Raw genomic sequence first — 14,531 nt, 5'->3', positions numbered from 1 at the left:
GGGTTCACCCTAGGCGGTGCGGCCGATGGCCTCGGTGATGGACTTCAGGCCGTGGCGGCGTACGCGCCTGGCGAGCCGGCGGTGGATGCGGGAGGCCCACAGGGGGCCGCCGTAGATCCAGCCCGTGTAGCCCTGGACCAGGGTCGCGCCGGCCAGGAGGCGTTCCCACACGTCGTCCTCGTCCTCCACCCCGCCCACCGACACCAGCGTGAGGCGGTCGCCGACCCGGGCGCGCAGGCGGCGGAGCACCTCCAGCGAGCGGCCCTTGAGCGGCCGGCCGGACAGGCCGCCGGTCTCACCACCGTGCTTGATCGTGGTGTTGGTGGCGATGATCCCGTCGAGCCCCAGCTCCAGCGCCAGGTCCGCGACGGCGTCCACGTCCTCGTCGGCCAGGTCGGGGGCGATCTTGACCAGCAGCGGGGTGCGGCGGGGCGTGGCGTCGGCGACCTCCTTGACCGCGGCGAGCAGGGGGCGCAGCAGCGAGACCGCCTGGAGGTTGCGCAACCCGGGGGTGTTGGGCGAGCTGACGTTGACCACCAGGTAGTCGGCCAGCGGCGCCAGCACCTTGGCGCTGGTCACGTAGTCGGCGACGGCCTCCGACTCGGGCACCACCTTGGTCTTTCCGATGTTCACCCCGACCACGACGGGCACGCCTCTGACGCGGCGCAGCCGGCGGGCGGCGGCCGCTGCGCCGGCGTTGTTGAAGCCCATCCTGTTGATCACCGCCCGCTCCGGCACCAGCCGGAACAGGCGTGGGCGCGGGTTGCCCGGCTGGGCGTGGGCGGTGATGGTGCCGACCTCGACATGGCCGAAGCCGAGCGCCGCGACGGCCTCGGCGCAGGCGGCGTCCTTGTCGAACCCGGCGGCCAGGCCGAGCGGGCCGGGGAAGTGCACGCCGAACGCGGTGATCCGCAGGGCCGGGTCGTGCGGCGCGAGCGCCCGGTGCAGCAGCCGCCTGATCAGCGGCAGCCGCGTGAGGAGCGCGAGGGCGCTCACGGTCAGATGGTGCACGGCCTCGGCGTCGAAACGCCGCAAGACCTGCGTGAACACGTGGCGATACATCACGGGTCAGGCTACCAAGCCGGCCTCGTGGGCGATGATCGCGGCCTGTACGCGGTTGCGTACGTCGAGCCGGGTGAGGATGGCGCTCACGTACGCCTTCACCGTGCCCTCCACGATGTGCAGCCTGGCCGCGATCTCCGCGTTGGACAGCCCGGCCCCGACCAGCGCCAGGACCTCGCGTTCGCGCTCGGTGAGCGCCTGGATCCGGTCGCGGGCCTGCGCGCCCTTGACCATCCTGCCGCCGGAGAGCTGGGCGATGACCCGCTGCGCGACCTTGGGCGACAGGTACGCCGCCCCCTCTGCCACCGCGTGGATCCCGGCGATCAGCTCGCGCGGGTCGCCCGACTTCAGCAGGAACCCGGCGGCGCCGACGTCGAGCGCCTTGGCGATGTAGTCGTCCTCCCCGAATGTGGTGAGCATCACCACCGCCGTCTCCGGTGCGACCCTGCGGATCTCTGCCGCGGCGCCGAGCCCGTCGAGTTTGGGCATGCGGATGTCGAGCAGCGCCACGTCGGGGTGGTGGCTGATGGCCAGGTCGACGGCCTGCCTGCCGTCGCCCGCCTCGGCCACCACGTCCAGGGACGGGTCGGAGGCGATGATCGCACGCACTCCGGCGCGGATCATGGTTTCGTCGTCGGCGAGGAGGATTCGGATCACCGTTCTATAGTGGCCGACATGGCACAGGTGAAGGTGTACGGCCGCAGGGACGTGTGGGCGGGCCGGCAGCGGGAGGTCTCGGATCTGCTGCAGTCGTGCCTGGTGAGCGCGTGGGGCCTGCCGGAGGACAAGCGGTTTCATCGGTTCCTGCTGCTGGACGCCGACGACTTCGTGTGTCCGCAGCGGAGCGAGCGCTATCTGATCGTCGAGGTGGTCTGCTTCACCGGGCGCAGCGACGACGCCAAGCGGGCGCTGATCCGGGAGATCTACGCCAAGTGGCCGCACGACCAGGAGGACGTGGAGATCACCATCATCGAGATGCCCAAGATCAACTGGGGGATCCGCGGCGTCCCCGCGGACGAGCTGAGCCTGCCGTACAAGGTGGAGGTCTAGCGCAAGGGTGCTCACGGTCGGACGGTATGGTCCGACTCATGAGCACTCACTATGACGTCGTCGTTCTCGGCGCGGGTCCAGGAGGATACACGGCCGCGGTCCGCGCCGCCCAGCTCGGACTGCGCACCGCGGTCGTCGAGGAGAAGTACTGGGGAGGCGTCTGCCTGAACGTGGGCTGCATCCCGTCCAAGGCGCTGCTGCGCAACGCCGAGCTGGCCCACATCTTCCACAACGAGGCCAAGACCTTCGGCATCAGCGGCGAGGTCACCTTCGACTACGGCGCGGCCTTCCAGCGCAGCCGCAAGGTGGCCGACGGGCGGGTCAAGGGCGTTCACTACCTGATGAAGAAGAACGCCATCACGGAGTACGACGGCCGCGGCACGTTCCTGGACGCGAACACGCTCCAGGTGAACGGCGAGACGATCACGTTCTCCCACTGCATCATCGCCGCCGGCGCCACCACGCGCCTGATCCCCGGCACGCAGCTGTCCGAGCGGGTGGTGACGTACGAGGAGCAGATCCTCACCGAGGAGCTGCCGCGCAGCATCGTCATCGCGGGCGCCGGCGCCATCGGGGTGGAGTTCGCGTACGTGCTGCACAACTACGGCGTCAAGGTGACGATCGTGGAGTTCCTCGACCGGGTCGTGCCGCTGGAGGACGAGGAGGTGTCGGCCGAGCTGGCCAAGCGCTACAAGCGGCTCGGCATCGAGGTCATGACCTCGACCCGCGTGGACGGCATCGAGGACACCGGCGCCTCCGTCAAGGTCACCGTCACCCGCGACGGCCGGCAGCAGGTGCTGGAGGCGGACAAGGTCCTGCAGGCCATCGGGTTCCAGCCGCGCGTGGACGGCTACGGCCTGGAGAAGACCGGCGTGGCGCTGACCGACCGGGGCGCGATCGCGGTGGACGGGCGGTGCCGGACGAACGTGCCGCACATCTTCGCCATCGGCGACGTGACCGCCAAGTTGATGCTGGCGCACGCCGCGGAGTCCATGGGCGTCATCGCCGCCGAGACGATCGCGAACGCGGAGACCATGGAGCTGGACTACGTGATGATCCCGCGGGCCACGTACTGCCAGCCGCAGGTGGCCTCCTTCGGCTACACCGAGGCGCAGGCCAGGGATCTGGGCTACGACGTGAAGGTGGCGAAGTTCCCGTTCACGGCCAACGGCAAGGCGCACGGCCTGGGCGACTCGGCCGGGTTCGTCAAGATCATCAGCGACGACACGCACGGCGAGCTGCTCGGCGCCCACCTGATCGGGCCCGAGGTCACCGAGCTGCTGCCGGAGCTCACCCTGGCCCAGCAGTGGGACCTGACCGTGCACGAGGTGGCGCGCAACGTGCACGCCCACCCCACGCTCGGCGAGGCGGTCAAGGAGGCCATCCACGGCCTCGCCGGACACATGATCAACATGTAGCTCCGCGGGTGACCGGCACGGCCGGGGGCGGCGTGCCGGTCACTCTCAGGCGGAATCACCCTACGTCGCAACCCGATCGTCCGAGAAATTGGACACAGTTCCACCGGTGACCACAGGCTCGCATGGCGAGCGCCGGCGACAGTCCCTACCCTGCTGCGCATGCTGGATATGGGCGACGTCGTGGCCGTGCCGCTGCCGCTGGGCGGCTACGGCGCGTGCCAGGTGACCGCGGCGGGCGAATACCTGACGGTCTGCACGCTGGATTGGCGCTCCGACGCGGTCCCCGCGCTCGACGAGCTGCGGGCCGCTGGGCCGCTGATCCTTGACCACCACTCGTGGACGGGTGCTCCGGAGGTCACGAACGTGGCGGCGGCCGATCCCCTTCCCGCCGGTTTCGTGCGGCTCGGACGGCTGCCGCCGCATCCGGAGCTGCCACGCCAGTGCAACTCATACGGCTTCTGGACCGGCCTGGGGGCGCAGGTCGTCCTCCAGCGGCGCTGGGACGTGGACATCCCGGCCGCGGTCAAAGCCGCTTACAAGGCCGCCGGTCGCGGGAAGGTCGCGGTCGATCTCGGAGGTCCGCCGCTGGTCAGGTCGACCGCGCTGTCCGCGCTCGACCTGCGCGAACACCAGGGGGACATCCGCTGGGCGGGGCTGGACGCGCTGCCGCGCCTGACGACGCTGAGCTGGGCCGGGCCCGATCGCGGCCTCGCCGAGGCGCTGCGGGACCGGCCGCTCGTCTCGACGCTGCGCTGGACGGACCCGCCGGACGAGGTCGACCTGAGCCGGACGCACCTGACCGGGCTGGCCCTCCACGGCTCCCGGCCGTCCCGTCTCGTCCTGCCCGCCGGGCTCATGGAGCTCTCCCTGCTGGGCGGGCCGCCTGAGATGGTCGTGGCGGGCGCGGACGGGCGGTGGATCCGGCTGACGTCGCGCTGCGGCGTTCCGAGCGGGTTGGGCGGCGTGCGGGAACTGGTGCTGGAGGTGGCGGGCGACCTGCCGGGGACGGCGCTGGACGGGCTGGACGAGCTGGAGTCGTTGCAAGTGCGCTGGACGGGGCCCTACGGCGGGTTGCCCGGCGTGGTCACGCTGCCCCGGTTGCACAGCCTGGAGCTGGTCGACGCCTACGGGGTGGAGGTGCCGGCACTGCCCGCTCCCGGCGGGTCACTCCGGCACCTCAGCGTGAACGGCCTGCGGAGCAGCCGGTCGAAGGCGATCAAGCAGCGTTACAAGGACTCCGACGTGGTGGTCGAGGTGCGGGGCGCCAAGTCGGACAGGTGGCTGGCGGCCAACATCGACAACCCGCTGCGCGACTGGGTGGACGATCATCAGCGCGGCGGCGCGGCCGCCTGCAAGGCGTACGCCGAGGCGGCGCGGGCCATCGCGGAGCTGAGCGCGGACGATCCGGGGGCGGTGGCGGACGCGCGGGGCGTACTCAAGCGGTTCGTCGAGGCGCTCAACGGGATCGACGAGCGCTACGAGATGATCGACACGTTGCGGAGGGAGGAGGCGGGAGAGGTCTTCTTCGAGCTGGCGAAGCGGGCCGGCGTACCGCCTGCGGAGACCCGGGCGTGGTTCGACGATTGGCGCGAGTTCTGACGCGTGCCCCCTATCCGAGGGTCCGGCGCAGGGTCCTGTTCAGGGCGTCGGCCTGGTCGATCAGGTGGGTCAGGCCCTCCGTGTCGGCGGTCCGCGCCAGCAGGTCGCGATAGCGGTCGTCGCTCTGGCGCAGCTCGTGGGCGCGCAGCGCCGCGTCCGCCGCGCGTACGCGGAGGGCGTACTCCTCCAGCTCCCGCACCCACTCCGCGACGGCCGCCACCGAACGGCCGAGCGCCTGCCTCTGGGACCCCAGCACGGCCGCGAGCTCGGGCGTCATCACCTCGAGCATGGCCTCCGCCTGTTCGGCCCGCAGCTCGGTGTGGGTACGCAGGAGGCGGGCGATCTCCCACAGCCGGTCGGGCAGCACGATGTCGTCGGCGATGGCGTCGAGGAGGCCGAGCTGGTGGACCCGGGAGGCCGTCACCTCCCTGACGGCCTGCCGCGCCCTGCCCAGCAGGTCGAGCGCGGCGTCGTCGAGTTCGGACGGCACGACGTAGCGGCCGGTGTACCGCCGGGGACGCCGATGTCCCATGCCGGGCCGGGAGAGACCGACGAGGACCAGCATGATCACCAGGACCATCAGGGCCGACAGCCCCGCCGACTCGCCGTCGGTCCGGGCGGCCGCGATCGTGAACAGGGTCCCGCCCACACAGGTGACGACCGCGGCCACGCCGAATTGCCATCGCACGTATCGCGGCAGGTCGCGGTCGGCCAACGGCGACGACCTGCTGATCAGGCGTAACCGCTCCCGCCTGGGAACGGTGGGATCGACGATCGGCTCATCCATCCAGTCGCCCATGGGCGGCACCTCCGTCGTCAGGACCCCTTCGAGCACACCCCGCCCGGCCCTGCCGATCCACCAGGCCGGTGTGTGGATGTCGTGAAGATGTCGTGCAGCTATCCTTTCGACCCATGTCCCGACTTCCGGAGCTGTACGTCGCCGCGGACGTGGAGGCCGACGGGCCCATTCCCGGCCCATACAGCATGATCTCCCTGGGCATGGCCGTCGCCGGGCGGGCGGATCTGACGTTCTACACGGAGCTGCGGCCGATCTCGGACGACTTCGTGCCCGCCGCGCTGGCCGTCTCCGGGCTCGACCGCGACCGGCTGCTGCGTGAGGCGCCGCCTCCCGAGGAGGCGATGGCGGCGGCCGCCCGGTGGGTCAACGGGCTGCGGACGATCGGGCGGCCGGTTTTCCTGGCAGGGCCCGCGGTCTGGGACGGCATGTTCGTGCACTGGTACTTCATGCGGTTCACCGGCAAGAGCCCGTTCGGGGCGACCGGGTCCGGGATCGATCTGCGCAGCTACTGGATGGGGCTGAACGGCTGCGAGTGGAGCGAGACCCGCTCGGGGACCATCAAGCAGGAGGTGGGGCTGGCAGGGGTGCCGCACACTCATCACGCCGGTGAGGACGCGGCCGAGCTGGCGCAGCTGTTCGAGGCGGTCCTGCGGCGGCGTACGGCCACCTGAGCGTTTCTCACCAGATCTTCAGAATTCGCACAGGATCCTCTGAGCCGGCGCGAGCAGGGTTCCGGGATATGACCTCAACCTCGGAGAGGGCGGCGCACCGGCGCGCCCATGCAGGCCGCCTCTCGCTGCGTCTCGGGCTCCTGGCGCTGGTCGCGATCGGCATCGCGGGCGCCACCCTCGAGCTCGCCTTCGAACGCCACTGGCAGTCCCCGGTCCAGCTCATCCCTTGGGCGACGCTGGCGCTCCTCACGGTCGCACTGGTGCTGCTGGCCGTGAGCGACTCCCCGCGCACGCTCACCGTGGTCCGCGTGCTGGCGCTGGTCGTACTGCTCGCGGCCGCGTACGGCGTGTTCGTGCACGTGTCGGTCAACTACGGCGCGGGCGCCTCCGACTCCGAGTGGAGCACCCTCTCGCCGCTCACCCAGTGGTGGTACGCGCTCACCAAGACGGTGGGCTTCGCGCCGCCGCTCGCGCCCGGCATGCTCGCCCAGAGCGCGCTGATGCTCTTGCTGGCCTCCCTGACCTCGAAGAAGCGGGAACCGGCCGGGCTCGGGACCTGACCGTCAGGGCGCCACGCTGGTCAGCACGGTGGCACGCGTGAACGCCGCATGAACTTATCTCGTGTTACCAGCGTCACATTCAGAACAACTGGTGTGACTTGTGAGGCTGGGTGAGGTTCTGTGGCGTTAGGTCGTAGTTTGATCGCGGCGGTCGTGATGTCCGCCGTGGTGTTCGGCACCGATGGGGCAGCGGCGACGGTCGAGCCGCGCACGGTCGTACAGGCGCCTGAGGTCGCGGCCACCACCGCGCCTGTCTCCGCCGTCCTCGACGAGGACGAGGAGCCCGAGTGCGTCCGGCTCAAGGGCGCGGAGGCGTGCGTCGGGCCCGACGGGAGCGAGCGGCCGGGGATCACGATCATGGACACGGAGCGCGACAGGCTTCACCCCGCGGTCGAGTACTACCTCAACGGCTACCTCGGCACCATGTACGTCATCCACAACCTGGCCCGCGACGGCGAAGTACGCGGCAACCGCGAGATCGGGAAGGTCGTGACGTTCCGGGCGGCGGTGTACAACGGGGACCGCCGGGTGAAGTTCGGCCGGTGGAAGACCGTGCGGAATATCGCCAAATATCCGGTAAAGCGGGAGACCCGCGTCAGCCCGGCCACCGCCCGCGCCCGCGCCAAGGTGTGCACCTCGACGAAGGGCGCCTCCCTGACCTGCTTCGACGAGCGCAACACGTACGTCTTCGCATGCGACACGCGCGCCGACAAGTACCAGGCCCGCGCCGAGTACTTCGTGGGCGGCGACCCCACCGCCCGTTTCGAGATCCACCAGCTGGCAGGGTCCAACACCTGCGGCAAGGCCGAGCACGGCGACCTGGCCGTCAGCATGTACCGCGCCTCGCTGTTCAACGAGAATCGCCGGATCGAGACTCAGCCGTACAAGTACAACTAGGGTGACCGCCGTAGGGCGAAGGGCGCGATGATCTCGCGTACGGCCTGCGCGGCGTCCCGGCCGCCGTCGTCGTGGGCGATGCAGCTCAGCAGCTCGCGCAGGTGGAACACCCGCATGCGCTCCTGCCAGCCACCTGGCAGGTGCGCGGCCTCGGCGTACGCGGCGAAGAAGCGGTCGGAGGCCGGCGGCCGCGGCGAGCCCCACAACATGCTGAGGTCGGCCTCGGCCCAGCTGTAGGAGACGGCGGGATCGATCAACGCCGGCCCGCCCGCCGGGTCGGCGAGGATGTTCTCGCGCCACAGGTCGCCGTGCGTCAGCACCGGCCGCTGGGGCGGCAGCAGCTCGGGCAGGGCCGCGCAGAGCCGTTCGAGCGACCGGCGCTCGTCGCCGTCGAAGGCCGCCTCCACCAGCGGCTCCGGCAGCCAGCGCAGGATCCGGCGCTGGGCGAAGAAGGTGTGACCGTCCTCGTCCCAGGTGTTGTCCTGGCGCAGGCGTCCGAGCCAGCCGTCCCGGTGCCACCCGAACCGCTCGCCGGCGACGGCGTGCACGGCGGCGACCGTACGGGCCAGGTCCTCCCAGAACCGCTCGGAGTCATCCACGCGCGGGCACAACGGCTCCAGCACGAGCAGATCGGGCGTCACCGCCAGCACCTCGGGAGTGGTGGCCCCGCCGCGCTCACGCAGCACCCGCAACCCCTCCGCCTCCACCTCGAAGAGGTCCTCCCCCGCGCCGCGCAACGTCTTGGCGAACACGCGGGAGCCGTCGCGCAGGGTCGCCATGGCCGCCATGGCGACCACGCCGCCGGGGGCCGGATCGGCGGACACGGCGTCGAACCCGGCTTCGCGCAGGCGTTCCAGGATGAGATCCATCAGGCCTTCCGGTAGACGAGCAGGTATCTCCAGAAGAGCAGCCGCCGGACGGTGGCCCCGGGCAGCAGGACGTCCGCCTCGCGCCGGATCTCCTCGAGAGACATCTCGGGAGGTTTGACCGGCGCCTGCGTGCTCTCCGGCCGCTGCCGGGATTCCCTGGCGGCGACGGCGACCCGCGCCGCCGCGTTCACCGGGACGGCGGCCAGGCTCCAGGCGTAGTCCACGGCCGACCGCTCCGGATAGCAGCCCAGAATGGCCAGCACGCCTCCGGGCGCGAGCGCGTCCCGCAGCGCCGCGACGGTCCCGAACGGCACGTGGTGGATGCTCGCCAGGCACGAGACGTAGTCGTAGCGACCCTCGGGCAACTCCATCCGCGTGATGTCCGCATGATGGAACCTCGGCCCGCCACCCTCCGCGACGGCGGCCTCGATCGCCTCCGCCGCCGGATCCACGGCGTCGACCTCGATCCCGAGGGCCGCGAGCCGCCGCGCGAACCGCCCGGTCCCGCAGCCGACGTCGAGTGCGGTACGGCAACCGTCCGGCAGCAGGCGCAGGAGCGTCCGATGGTAGTGATCGTTGTGGTTGAAAGGCATGCGACCCTTTCGTCCGAATCGGGCGACTCCAACCGGGATCATAACCAGCGCACCCCGGCCTGGCCGTCGTGCCGCGGACCCGCGAGGCCGCGCGCCTGAAAGTTTCACCGTTGTTTGACGGGAACGGCGGCAAACCTCATGATCATGATGCCTCCTGGTCAGGAGGGGGCGTCGAGTGATTACCGCGATCCATGGCGAGGTGCGCCGATGCCGAGAACCCTGCTACGAGCCGCGTCCGCAGTCCTGCTGACGCTGACCGCCCTGAACGTCCCCGCGGCGTACGCCGACGAGCCCAGTCCGGTCGCGGTGACCGTCAACGCCCGCGCCGCGCTCGCCACCGTCCCCGAGACCGGCATCGGCACCAACCATGCCATCTGGGACACCAACCTGGGCACCGACGAGACCGCCGACAAGCTGAAGGACGCGGGCGTGAAGCTGCTGCGTTACCCCGGCGGCTCCTACTCCGACATTTACCACTGGGCCGACCACACCGCCCCCGGCGGATATGTCGCCCCCAATACGGATTTCGACACGTTCATGCGTGGCGTGCGACGTACCGGGGCCCAGGCGATGGTGACCGCCAACTACGGCACCGGCACCACCGAGGAGGCGGCGGCCTGGGTGCGGCACGCCAACGTCACCAAGGGCTACGGCATCAAGTACTGGGAGATCGGCAACGAGAACTACGGCAACGGCCACTACGGCACCGCGTGGGAGGCGGACGACCACGCGGACAAGAGCCCGGCCGAGTACGCCCGCCACGTCGTGGCCTACGCCGACGCGATGAAGGCCGTCGACCCGACCATCAAGATCGGCGCCGTGCTGACCACCTCGGCCAACTGGCCGGACGGGGTGACCGCCGCAGGGGACTCCGGAACGTGGAACAAGGTCGTCCTGTCGACGGCCGGCTCGAAGATCGACTTCGTGATCCTGCACTGGTATCCAGGGGCTCTGGACAAGGCCGGACACGTACCCGACATGATCCACCTCACCCGCGAGCAGATCGCGAAGTACGCCGGGCCCGGTTCCGAGCGGATCGGCATCGCGATGACCGAGTTCAACACCGGCTCCAGCAGCGCCGGAACGACGACCCAGCCCGGTGCCCTGGCCGCCGCCGACGCGTACGCGACACTGCTGGCCAACGGGGTGTTCACGGTCGACTGGTGGAACGTCCACAACGGCATCGGCCCCGTCACGCAGGTCGAAGGGCACACCGACTACGGCGACTTCGGCCTGCTCTCGAGCGCGACCTGCACCTCCGACGGCACCGTCTGCGAGCCGTCGTTGAACACCCCCTTCGCGCCGTACTACGCGCTGCAGCTGATGAGCAGGTTCGCCCGCGAAGGTGACCAGTTCGTCCGCGCCGCGACCGACCAGCCGAAGGTCACCGCGCACGCCGTACGCCGCCCCAACGGCGACCTGGCGGTCCTGCTGATCAACACCTCGTCCGACACGTCCTACCCCGCCGCGATCGACTACGCGGGCTTCACCCCGGCGTCCGGCGCCCCCACCGTCCTGACCCACACGAACGGCGCCACGACCATCACCACCTCGGCCACCGGCACCGCGACGAGCCAGACCCTGCCCCCGCTCTCCATGACCGCGCTCGTCCTGCGCCCCGCCGCGCCCCCGACCGGTCTCCCGGACGCTCCCGGCCAGCCCACCGCCTCGAACATCACGGACACATCCGCCAAGATCTCCTGGCCCGCCGCCTCCGCCGGCGTGAAGTACGAGGTCCACCGCCAGAACGGCGCCATCAGCGAACAACTCGGCGAGACCACCGGCACCTCGTTCACCGTGAACAACCTGAAGCCGGGCACCCGCTACACACTCAACGTGATCGCCCGCGCCGGCGGCGGGGCACTCTCGTGGTCCTCCCCACCGCTGACCTTCACGACCGGCACCCCCGCCGCCAGTTCCTGCTCCATACGCCTGACCAACCAGAACGACTGGGCCAGCGGCTACGTCGGCGCCATCGAGATCACCAACCACGGCGCACCGATCAACGGCTGGACCCTGAACTTCACCTGGCCCAGGCCATGGCAGAGCCTCGGGAGCGGCTGGAGCGCCACCTGGACGGCAACGGGCTCGGACGTCAAGGTCGTCAACGAACCCGGCAACGGCTCGCTCGCCACGGACGCGTCCACCACGATCGGCTTCGTCGGCAACTACGCGGGCCCGAACGTCCTGCCTTCCGTCTTCACCCTCAACGGGACCGTCTGCACAACCCGTTGACGCGCTCCCCCGGGCCGCGGCCCGGGGTTCCGCCTGTGCCGCATGATGTCATGCGGCACAGGCGTAGAGATCAGAAGTACCGCGGGCTGAGGTCCGTCGTCGGCCATGTCTTCACGGTGCCGATCGCCTCGCCGAGGATGGGGTCGATCACGTCGAAGTCGGGCGTCCCCTCCTCCTCCCTGCGGTTGAAGATCGCGCAGTAGCTGACGCCGTTCTGGACCCGCGCGAGGAAGCTGAACGTTCCGGGCATCGAGCCGTTGTGCCAGGTGTTCAGGCCGCCGACGTTGTTGTTGCGTACGCTCCAGCCGAGGCCGTACCAGGAGCCGTTGGCGTTCACGCCGATCTCCGGCTTGGCGAACACCCGCGAGATCGACGTCGAGTTGAGCACCGGTCCTGCCGCGTCGAAGGCGAACCCCCACTTGACCATGTCGACGGCCGAGGCGAGCCAGCCGCCGTTGGCGTCCTGGTTGGGCATGTTGAACCCGCCGTACTGGTACGGCACGTCCGCACCCGACTCGTCCACGACGCTCTTGCGGGTGTGCTTCGACGCGTAGGTCACTTCGGTGGAGAACGCCTCGCCGCGGAGACTGCGGCCGAGTCGCATCCGGGTGATCCCGGCGGGGGCGAGGAGCTTCTGCCTGACATACGACTCGTAGCTCATGCCGGAGATCTTCTCGATGATCCGGCCGGCCAGCATGTAGCCGTAGTTGCTGTAGACGTACTTGGTGCCCGGATCGAAGTCGAGTCTGCGGGCGGTGACGTACTTGACGATGTCAGCATGATCGATCGGCAGCGGCGCGTCCAGCGACGCGGAGATCGTGTGGTCGTTCCAGAGCGGGTCCGCGGACACGCCGCGGTCCCAGCCGCCGGTGTGCTGGAGCAGCCGCCACAGGGTGACGTTCGCCAGCCGGGGGTCGGCCGTGGTCGGCAGCCCGAGCAGGGACGCGACCTTGGCGCCCATGGTCAGCTTGCCGTCCTGGGCCAGCCTGGCGATCGCGGCTCCGGTGAGGCTCTTGCTGAGACTCGCGACCCGGAACAACGACGTCGGCTGCACCCGCACGATCGAGGCGCTCGGCTTGGAGTAGAAGCCGTAGCCGCGGGCGAGCAGGATCTTGCCGTTCCTGGCGACCGCGAGCTGGGCGCAGGAGATGTCCCGCTCGGTGACGAACGCCTTCATCGCCTTGTCGAACCCGGCCAGCGCGCTCGGCACCACACCTGTGGTCAAGAGGTCGGCCGAGCCGGCCTGCGCGGGCCGCGTCCCGAGCGCGATCGCCGGCACGGCACCCGCACCCACCTGAAGAAGCCGTCGCCGGCTGAGCGTCGTCACAGTGCCCCCGATTGCCACAAATGTACCTACAGCGCTCTTTACTACCACAGTCAGTACATCCGTGATCACTCCCGGCCCCGCTGGTGCGGGCGTCAGGTCAGGGGCTTGACCGCTCGGGCGGTGGCCTGTTACTTGGCTGTGGCGGGCCGGTCGTAGATCCCCACGGCCCACCTGCCTGGCTGCTCGCCGACCATGGCCGACAGCCGGCGGCGGACCTCGGGGTCCCCCAACGCCCTGGACTGAGCGTTCTCGTCGCACCCTTTGGACTTCATCCTCGGCCGGCAGCCCGTGACGGCTTCAGCCACCTCCCGGACCGGGGCGTCCGCCGGGAAAACCCAGACCAGCAGGGATTGCGGACGCTTCTTCAGCCAGTCGGACGGCGCCGACAGCCGGTCGTGATGCCCGCCCACGGACCCCCCGCATCGGCCGGCCGTACCGCCCGGTTCGCCGCTCTTGAGCCGCAGCTCCGTGACAACCCAAGCCCGGGGATCGTCGCAGACCACTTTGTATCCGGTGAAGAAACTGGTCGGAGTGAAGGTCACCGTCTGCGCGGTGCCCACCGTCGCGAACCGCTGGGAGTGGAGGAGGTTGAGGTCGAATTTCTCAGCTCCCAACACCACGGGAAACCTGTCGGGAAGTTTCGGTCCGGGCTTGATCTCGGCCGAGTGCACAGGAAGCTGAGCGACCGTTGCCTGGGGTTGGCCGCCGATCAGCAGGCCGTTCATCAGTCCGACAGCGGTGACGGCGAAGGCCACTGCGGCCGCGGCCGTCAATGCCTGCCGAGTACGGCGTATGCGACGGCCCCGCCGGACGATCGCGCCGAGATGGGCGGACGGCTCGCGGCCGGCCGGCTCCTGGCCATGCTCGGTCAGGAACTTGCGCAAGTCGCTCTCGGTGTGCCTCATCGCTGGGTCCTCTCCAAAGTGATGGTCTGGATGTCCGGATCGACGCGAAGACGGGTGAGGGCACGGCCGAGCTGGGTCTTCACCGTTCCCAGTGAGCAACCGACGATGTCGGCGACCTGGGTGAGCGTCCGTCCCTCGAAGTAGTGCAGAACGATCACCGCCCGCTGACGCGGGGACAGTGCGCCGATCGCGCTCCACAGCGCAGCCTGCTCGTCCACCTCGGCGGCCGCGTCGCGTGGATCGGCCGTCTCAGGAAGGCTCTCGGCCGGGATCTCCCCGCGCCAGCGCCTGCGCCACCACGATGCGTGGGTGTTCACGATGATCCGGTAGACGTACGGGTCGGGGTTGCCCTCGATCCGTCGCCAGGCGATCCATGCCTTCGCCAATGCGGTCTGCACCAGGTCCTCGGCCGCGCCCCAGTCCCGGGCGAGGAGATACGCCATCCGGCACAGCCGTAAGTGCCGGTGTGCCACGTACTCGGCGAACCCGTCGTCCATCGATCATCTCCATCTCGTTGTCTCCAGAGATGACTACTGCCTGGGCGGC

Annotated in this window: 15 protein-coding genes; 7 read left to right on the top strand and 8 right to left on the bottom strand. The window is 70.1% G+C overall.

All coding sequences use genetic code 11. The features are described 5' to 3' along the window. Nucleotides 1-9 precede the first annotated feature (9 nt). Both ACIBX3_RS52200 and ACIBX3_RS52195 read right to left on the bottom strand, forming a co-directional pair. A complete protein-coding gene (locus tag ACIBX3_RS52200) occupies nt 10-1,062 on the bottom strand; it encodes a quinone-dependent dihydroorotate dehydrogenase (RefSeq protein ID WP_397128234.1) in 1,053 nt (350 codons plus the stop codon). A gap of 6 nt (nt 1,063-1,068) precedes the next feature. Continuing rightward, nucleotides 1,069-1,719, bottom strand: coding sequence for a response regulator (locus tag ACIBX3_RS52195; protein ID WP_397128233.1), 651 nt, complete (start codon nt 1,717-1,719; stop codon nt 1,069-1,071). Nucleotides 1,720-1,737: 18 nt separating this feature from the next. Between ACIBX3_RS52195 and ACIBX3_RS52190 the strand changes: the two genes are divergently transcribed. The 3 genes from ACIBX3_RS52190 to ACIBX3_RS52180 all read left to right on the top strand — a co-directional run bounded on the left by ACIBX3_RS52190 (nt 1,738) and on the right by ACIBX3_RS52180 (nt 5,129). Further along, nucleotides 1,738-2,112, top strand: a complete 375-nt coding sequence (locus ACIBX3_RS52190; RefSeq protein ID WP_397128232.1) for a tautomerase family protein — start codon at nt 1,738-1,740, stop codon at nt 2,110-2,112. 38 nt (nt 2,113-2,150) lie between these two features. Continuing rightward, nucleotides 2,151-3,530, top strand: coding sequence for a dihydrolipoyl dehydrogenase (gene lpdA, locus ACIBX3_RS52185; RefSeq protein WP_397128231.1), 1,380 nt, complete (start codon nt 2,151-2,153; stop codon nt 3,528-3,530). A 159-nt stretch (nt 3,531-3,689) separates the two neighbouring features. Beyond that, the gene (locus tag ACIBX3_RS52180) at nt 3,690-5,129 is read left to right on the top strand and encodes a hypothetical protein (RefSeq protein WP_397128230.1); all 1,440 of its coding nucleotides are present in this window, start codon (nt 3,690-3,692) and stop codon (nt 5,127-5,129) included. Nucleotides 5,130-5,139: 10 nt separating this feature from the next. Here ACIBX3_RS52180 and ACIBX3_RS52175 read toward each other — a convergent pair whose 3' ends face one another. Continuing rightward, nucleotides 5,140-5,928 (bottom strand): hypothetical protein, encoded by a 789-nt coding sequence (locus ACIBX3_RS52175; RefSeq protein WP_397128229.1) that lies wholly within the window; start codon nt 5,926-5,928, stop codon nt 5,140-5,142. A 113-nt stretch (nt 5,929-6,041) separates the two neighbouring features. On the opposite strand from ACIBX3_RS52175, the gene ACIBX3_RS52170 reads away from it, so the two are divergent. The 3 genes from ACIBX3_RS52170 (at nt 6,042) to ACIBX3_RS52160 (ending at nt 8,056) form a co-directional block, all read left to right on the top strand. Further along, the gene (locus tag ACIBX3_RS52170) at nt 6,042-6,599 is read left to right on the top strand and encodes an exonuclease (protein ID WP_397128228.1); all 558 of its coding nucleotides are present in this window, start codon (nt 6,042-6,044) and stop codon (nt 6,597-6,599) included. 68 nt (nt 6,600-6,667) lie between these two features. Beyond that, on the top strand, nt 6,668-7,159 hold the full coding sequence (locus tag ACIBX3_RS52165) for a hypothetical protein (RefSeq protein WP_397128227.1): 492 nt from the start codon (nt 6,668-6,670) through the stop codon (nt 7,157-7,159). 138 nt (nt 7,160-7,297) lie between these two features. Next, nucleotides 7,298-8,056 carry a hypothetical protein gene (locus ACIBX3_RS52160; RefSeq protein WP_397128226.1) on the top strand — a complete coding sequence of 253 codons (759 nt, stop codon included), beginning with the start codon at nt 7,298-7,300 and terminating at the stop codon, nt 8,054-8,056. Here ACIBX3_RS52160 and ACIBX3_RS52155 read toward each other — a convergent pair. Then, nucleotides 8,053-8,925: a fructosamine kinase family protein gene (locus tag ACIBX3_RS52155; protein ID WP_397128225.1), complete on the bottom strand. Its 873-nt coding sequence runs from the start codon at nt 8,923-8,925 to the stop codon at nt 8,053-8,055. The two genes, ACIBX3_RS52160 and ACIBX3_RS52155, sit on opposite strands and share 4 nt — an antisense overlap. Further along, complete coding sequence (locus tag ACIBX3_RS52150; RefSeq protein ID WP_397128224.1) at nt 8,925-9,518, bottom strand: class I SAM-dependent methyltransferase; 594 nt, start codon at nt 9,516-9,518, stop codon at nt 8,925-8,927. Before ACIBX3_RS52150 ends, ACIBX3_RS52155 begins: the two co-directional genes overlap by 1 nt. A 207-nt stretch (nt 9,519-9,725) precedes the next feature. Here ACIBX3_RS52150 and ACIBX3_RS52145 point away from each other — a divergent pair, with 207 nt between their 5' ends. Next, complete coding sequence (locus ACIBX3_RS52145) at nt 9,726-11,753, top strand: cellulose binding domain-containing protein (protein ID WP_397128223.1); 2,028 nt, start codon at nt 9,726-9,728, stop codon at nt 11,751-11,753. A gap of 70 nt (nt 11,754-11,823) precedes the next feature. On the opposite strand, the gene ACIBX3_RS52140 is transcribed toward ACIBX3_RS52145, so the two are convergent. The 3 genes from ACIBX3_RS52140 to ACIBX3_RS52130 all read right to left on the bottom strand — a co-directional run bounded on the left by ACIBX3_RS52140 (nt 11,824) and on the right by ACIBX3_RS52130 (nt 14,482). After that, nucleotides 11,824-13,032: a serine hydrolase domain-containing protein gene (locus tag ACIBX3_RS52140; RefSeq protein ID WP_397128222.1), complete on the bottom strand. Its 1,209-nt coding sequence runs from the start codon at nt 13,030-13,032 to the stop codon at nt 11,824-11,826. 176 nt (nt 13,033-13,208) lie between these two features. Beyond that, a complete protein-coding gene (locus tag ACIBX3_RS52135) occupies nt 13,209-13,985 on the bottom strand; it encodes a hypothetical protein (protein WP_397128221.1) in 777 nt (258 codons plus the stop codon). Then, nucleotides 13,982-14,482, bottom strand: coding sequence for a SigE family RNA polymerase sigma factor (locus ACIBX3_RS52130; protein ID WP_397128220.1), 501 nt, complete (start codon nt 14,480-14,482; stop codon nt 13,982-13,984). Before ACIBX3_RS52130 ends, ACIBX3_RS52135 begins: the two co-directional genes overlap by 4 nt. Between the last annotated feature and the right edge of the window lie 49 nt (nt 14,483-14,531).

Origin of the sequence: Nonomuraea sp. NPDC049480 (genome assembly GCF_044465905.1) — a bacterium.
Taxonomy (GTDB): domain Bacteria; phylum Actinomycetota; class Actinomycetes; order Streptosporangiales; family Streptosporangiaceae; genus Nonomuraea.
This window is presented reverse-complemented; position numbering and strand designations above follow the sequence as displayed.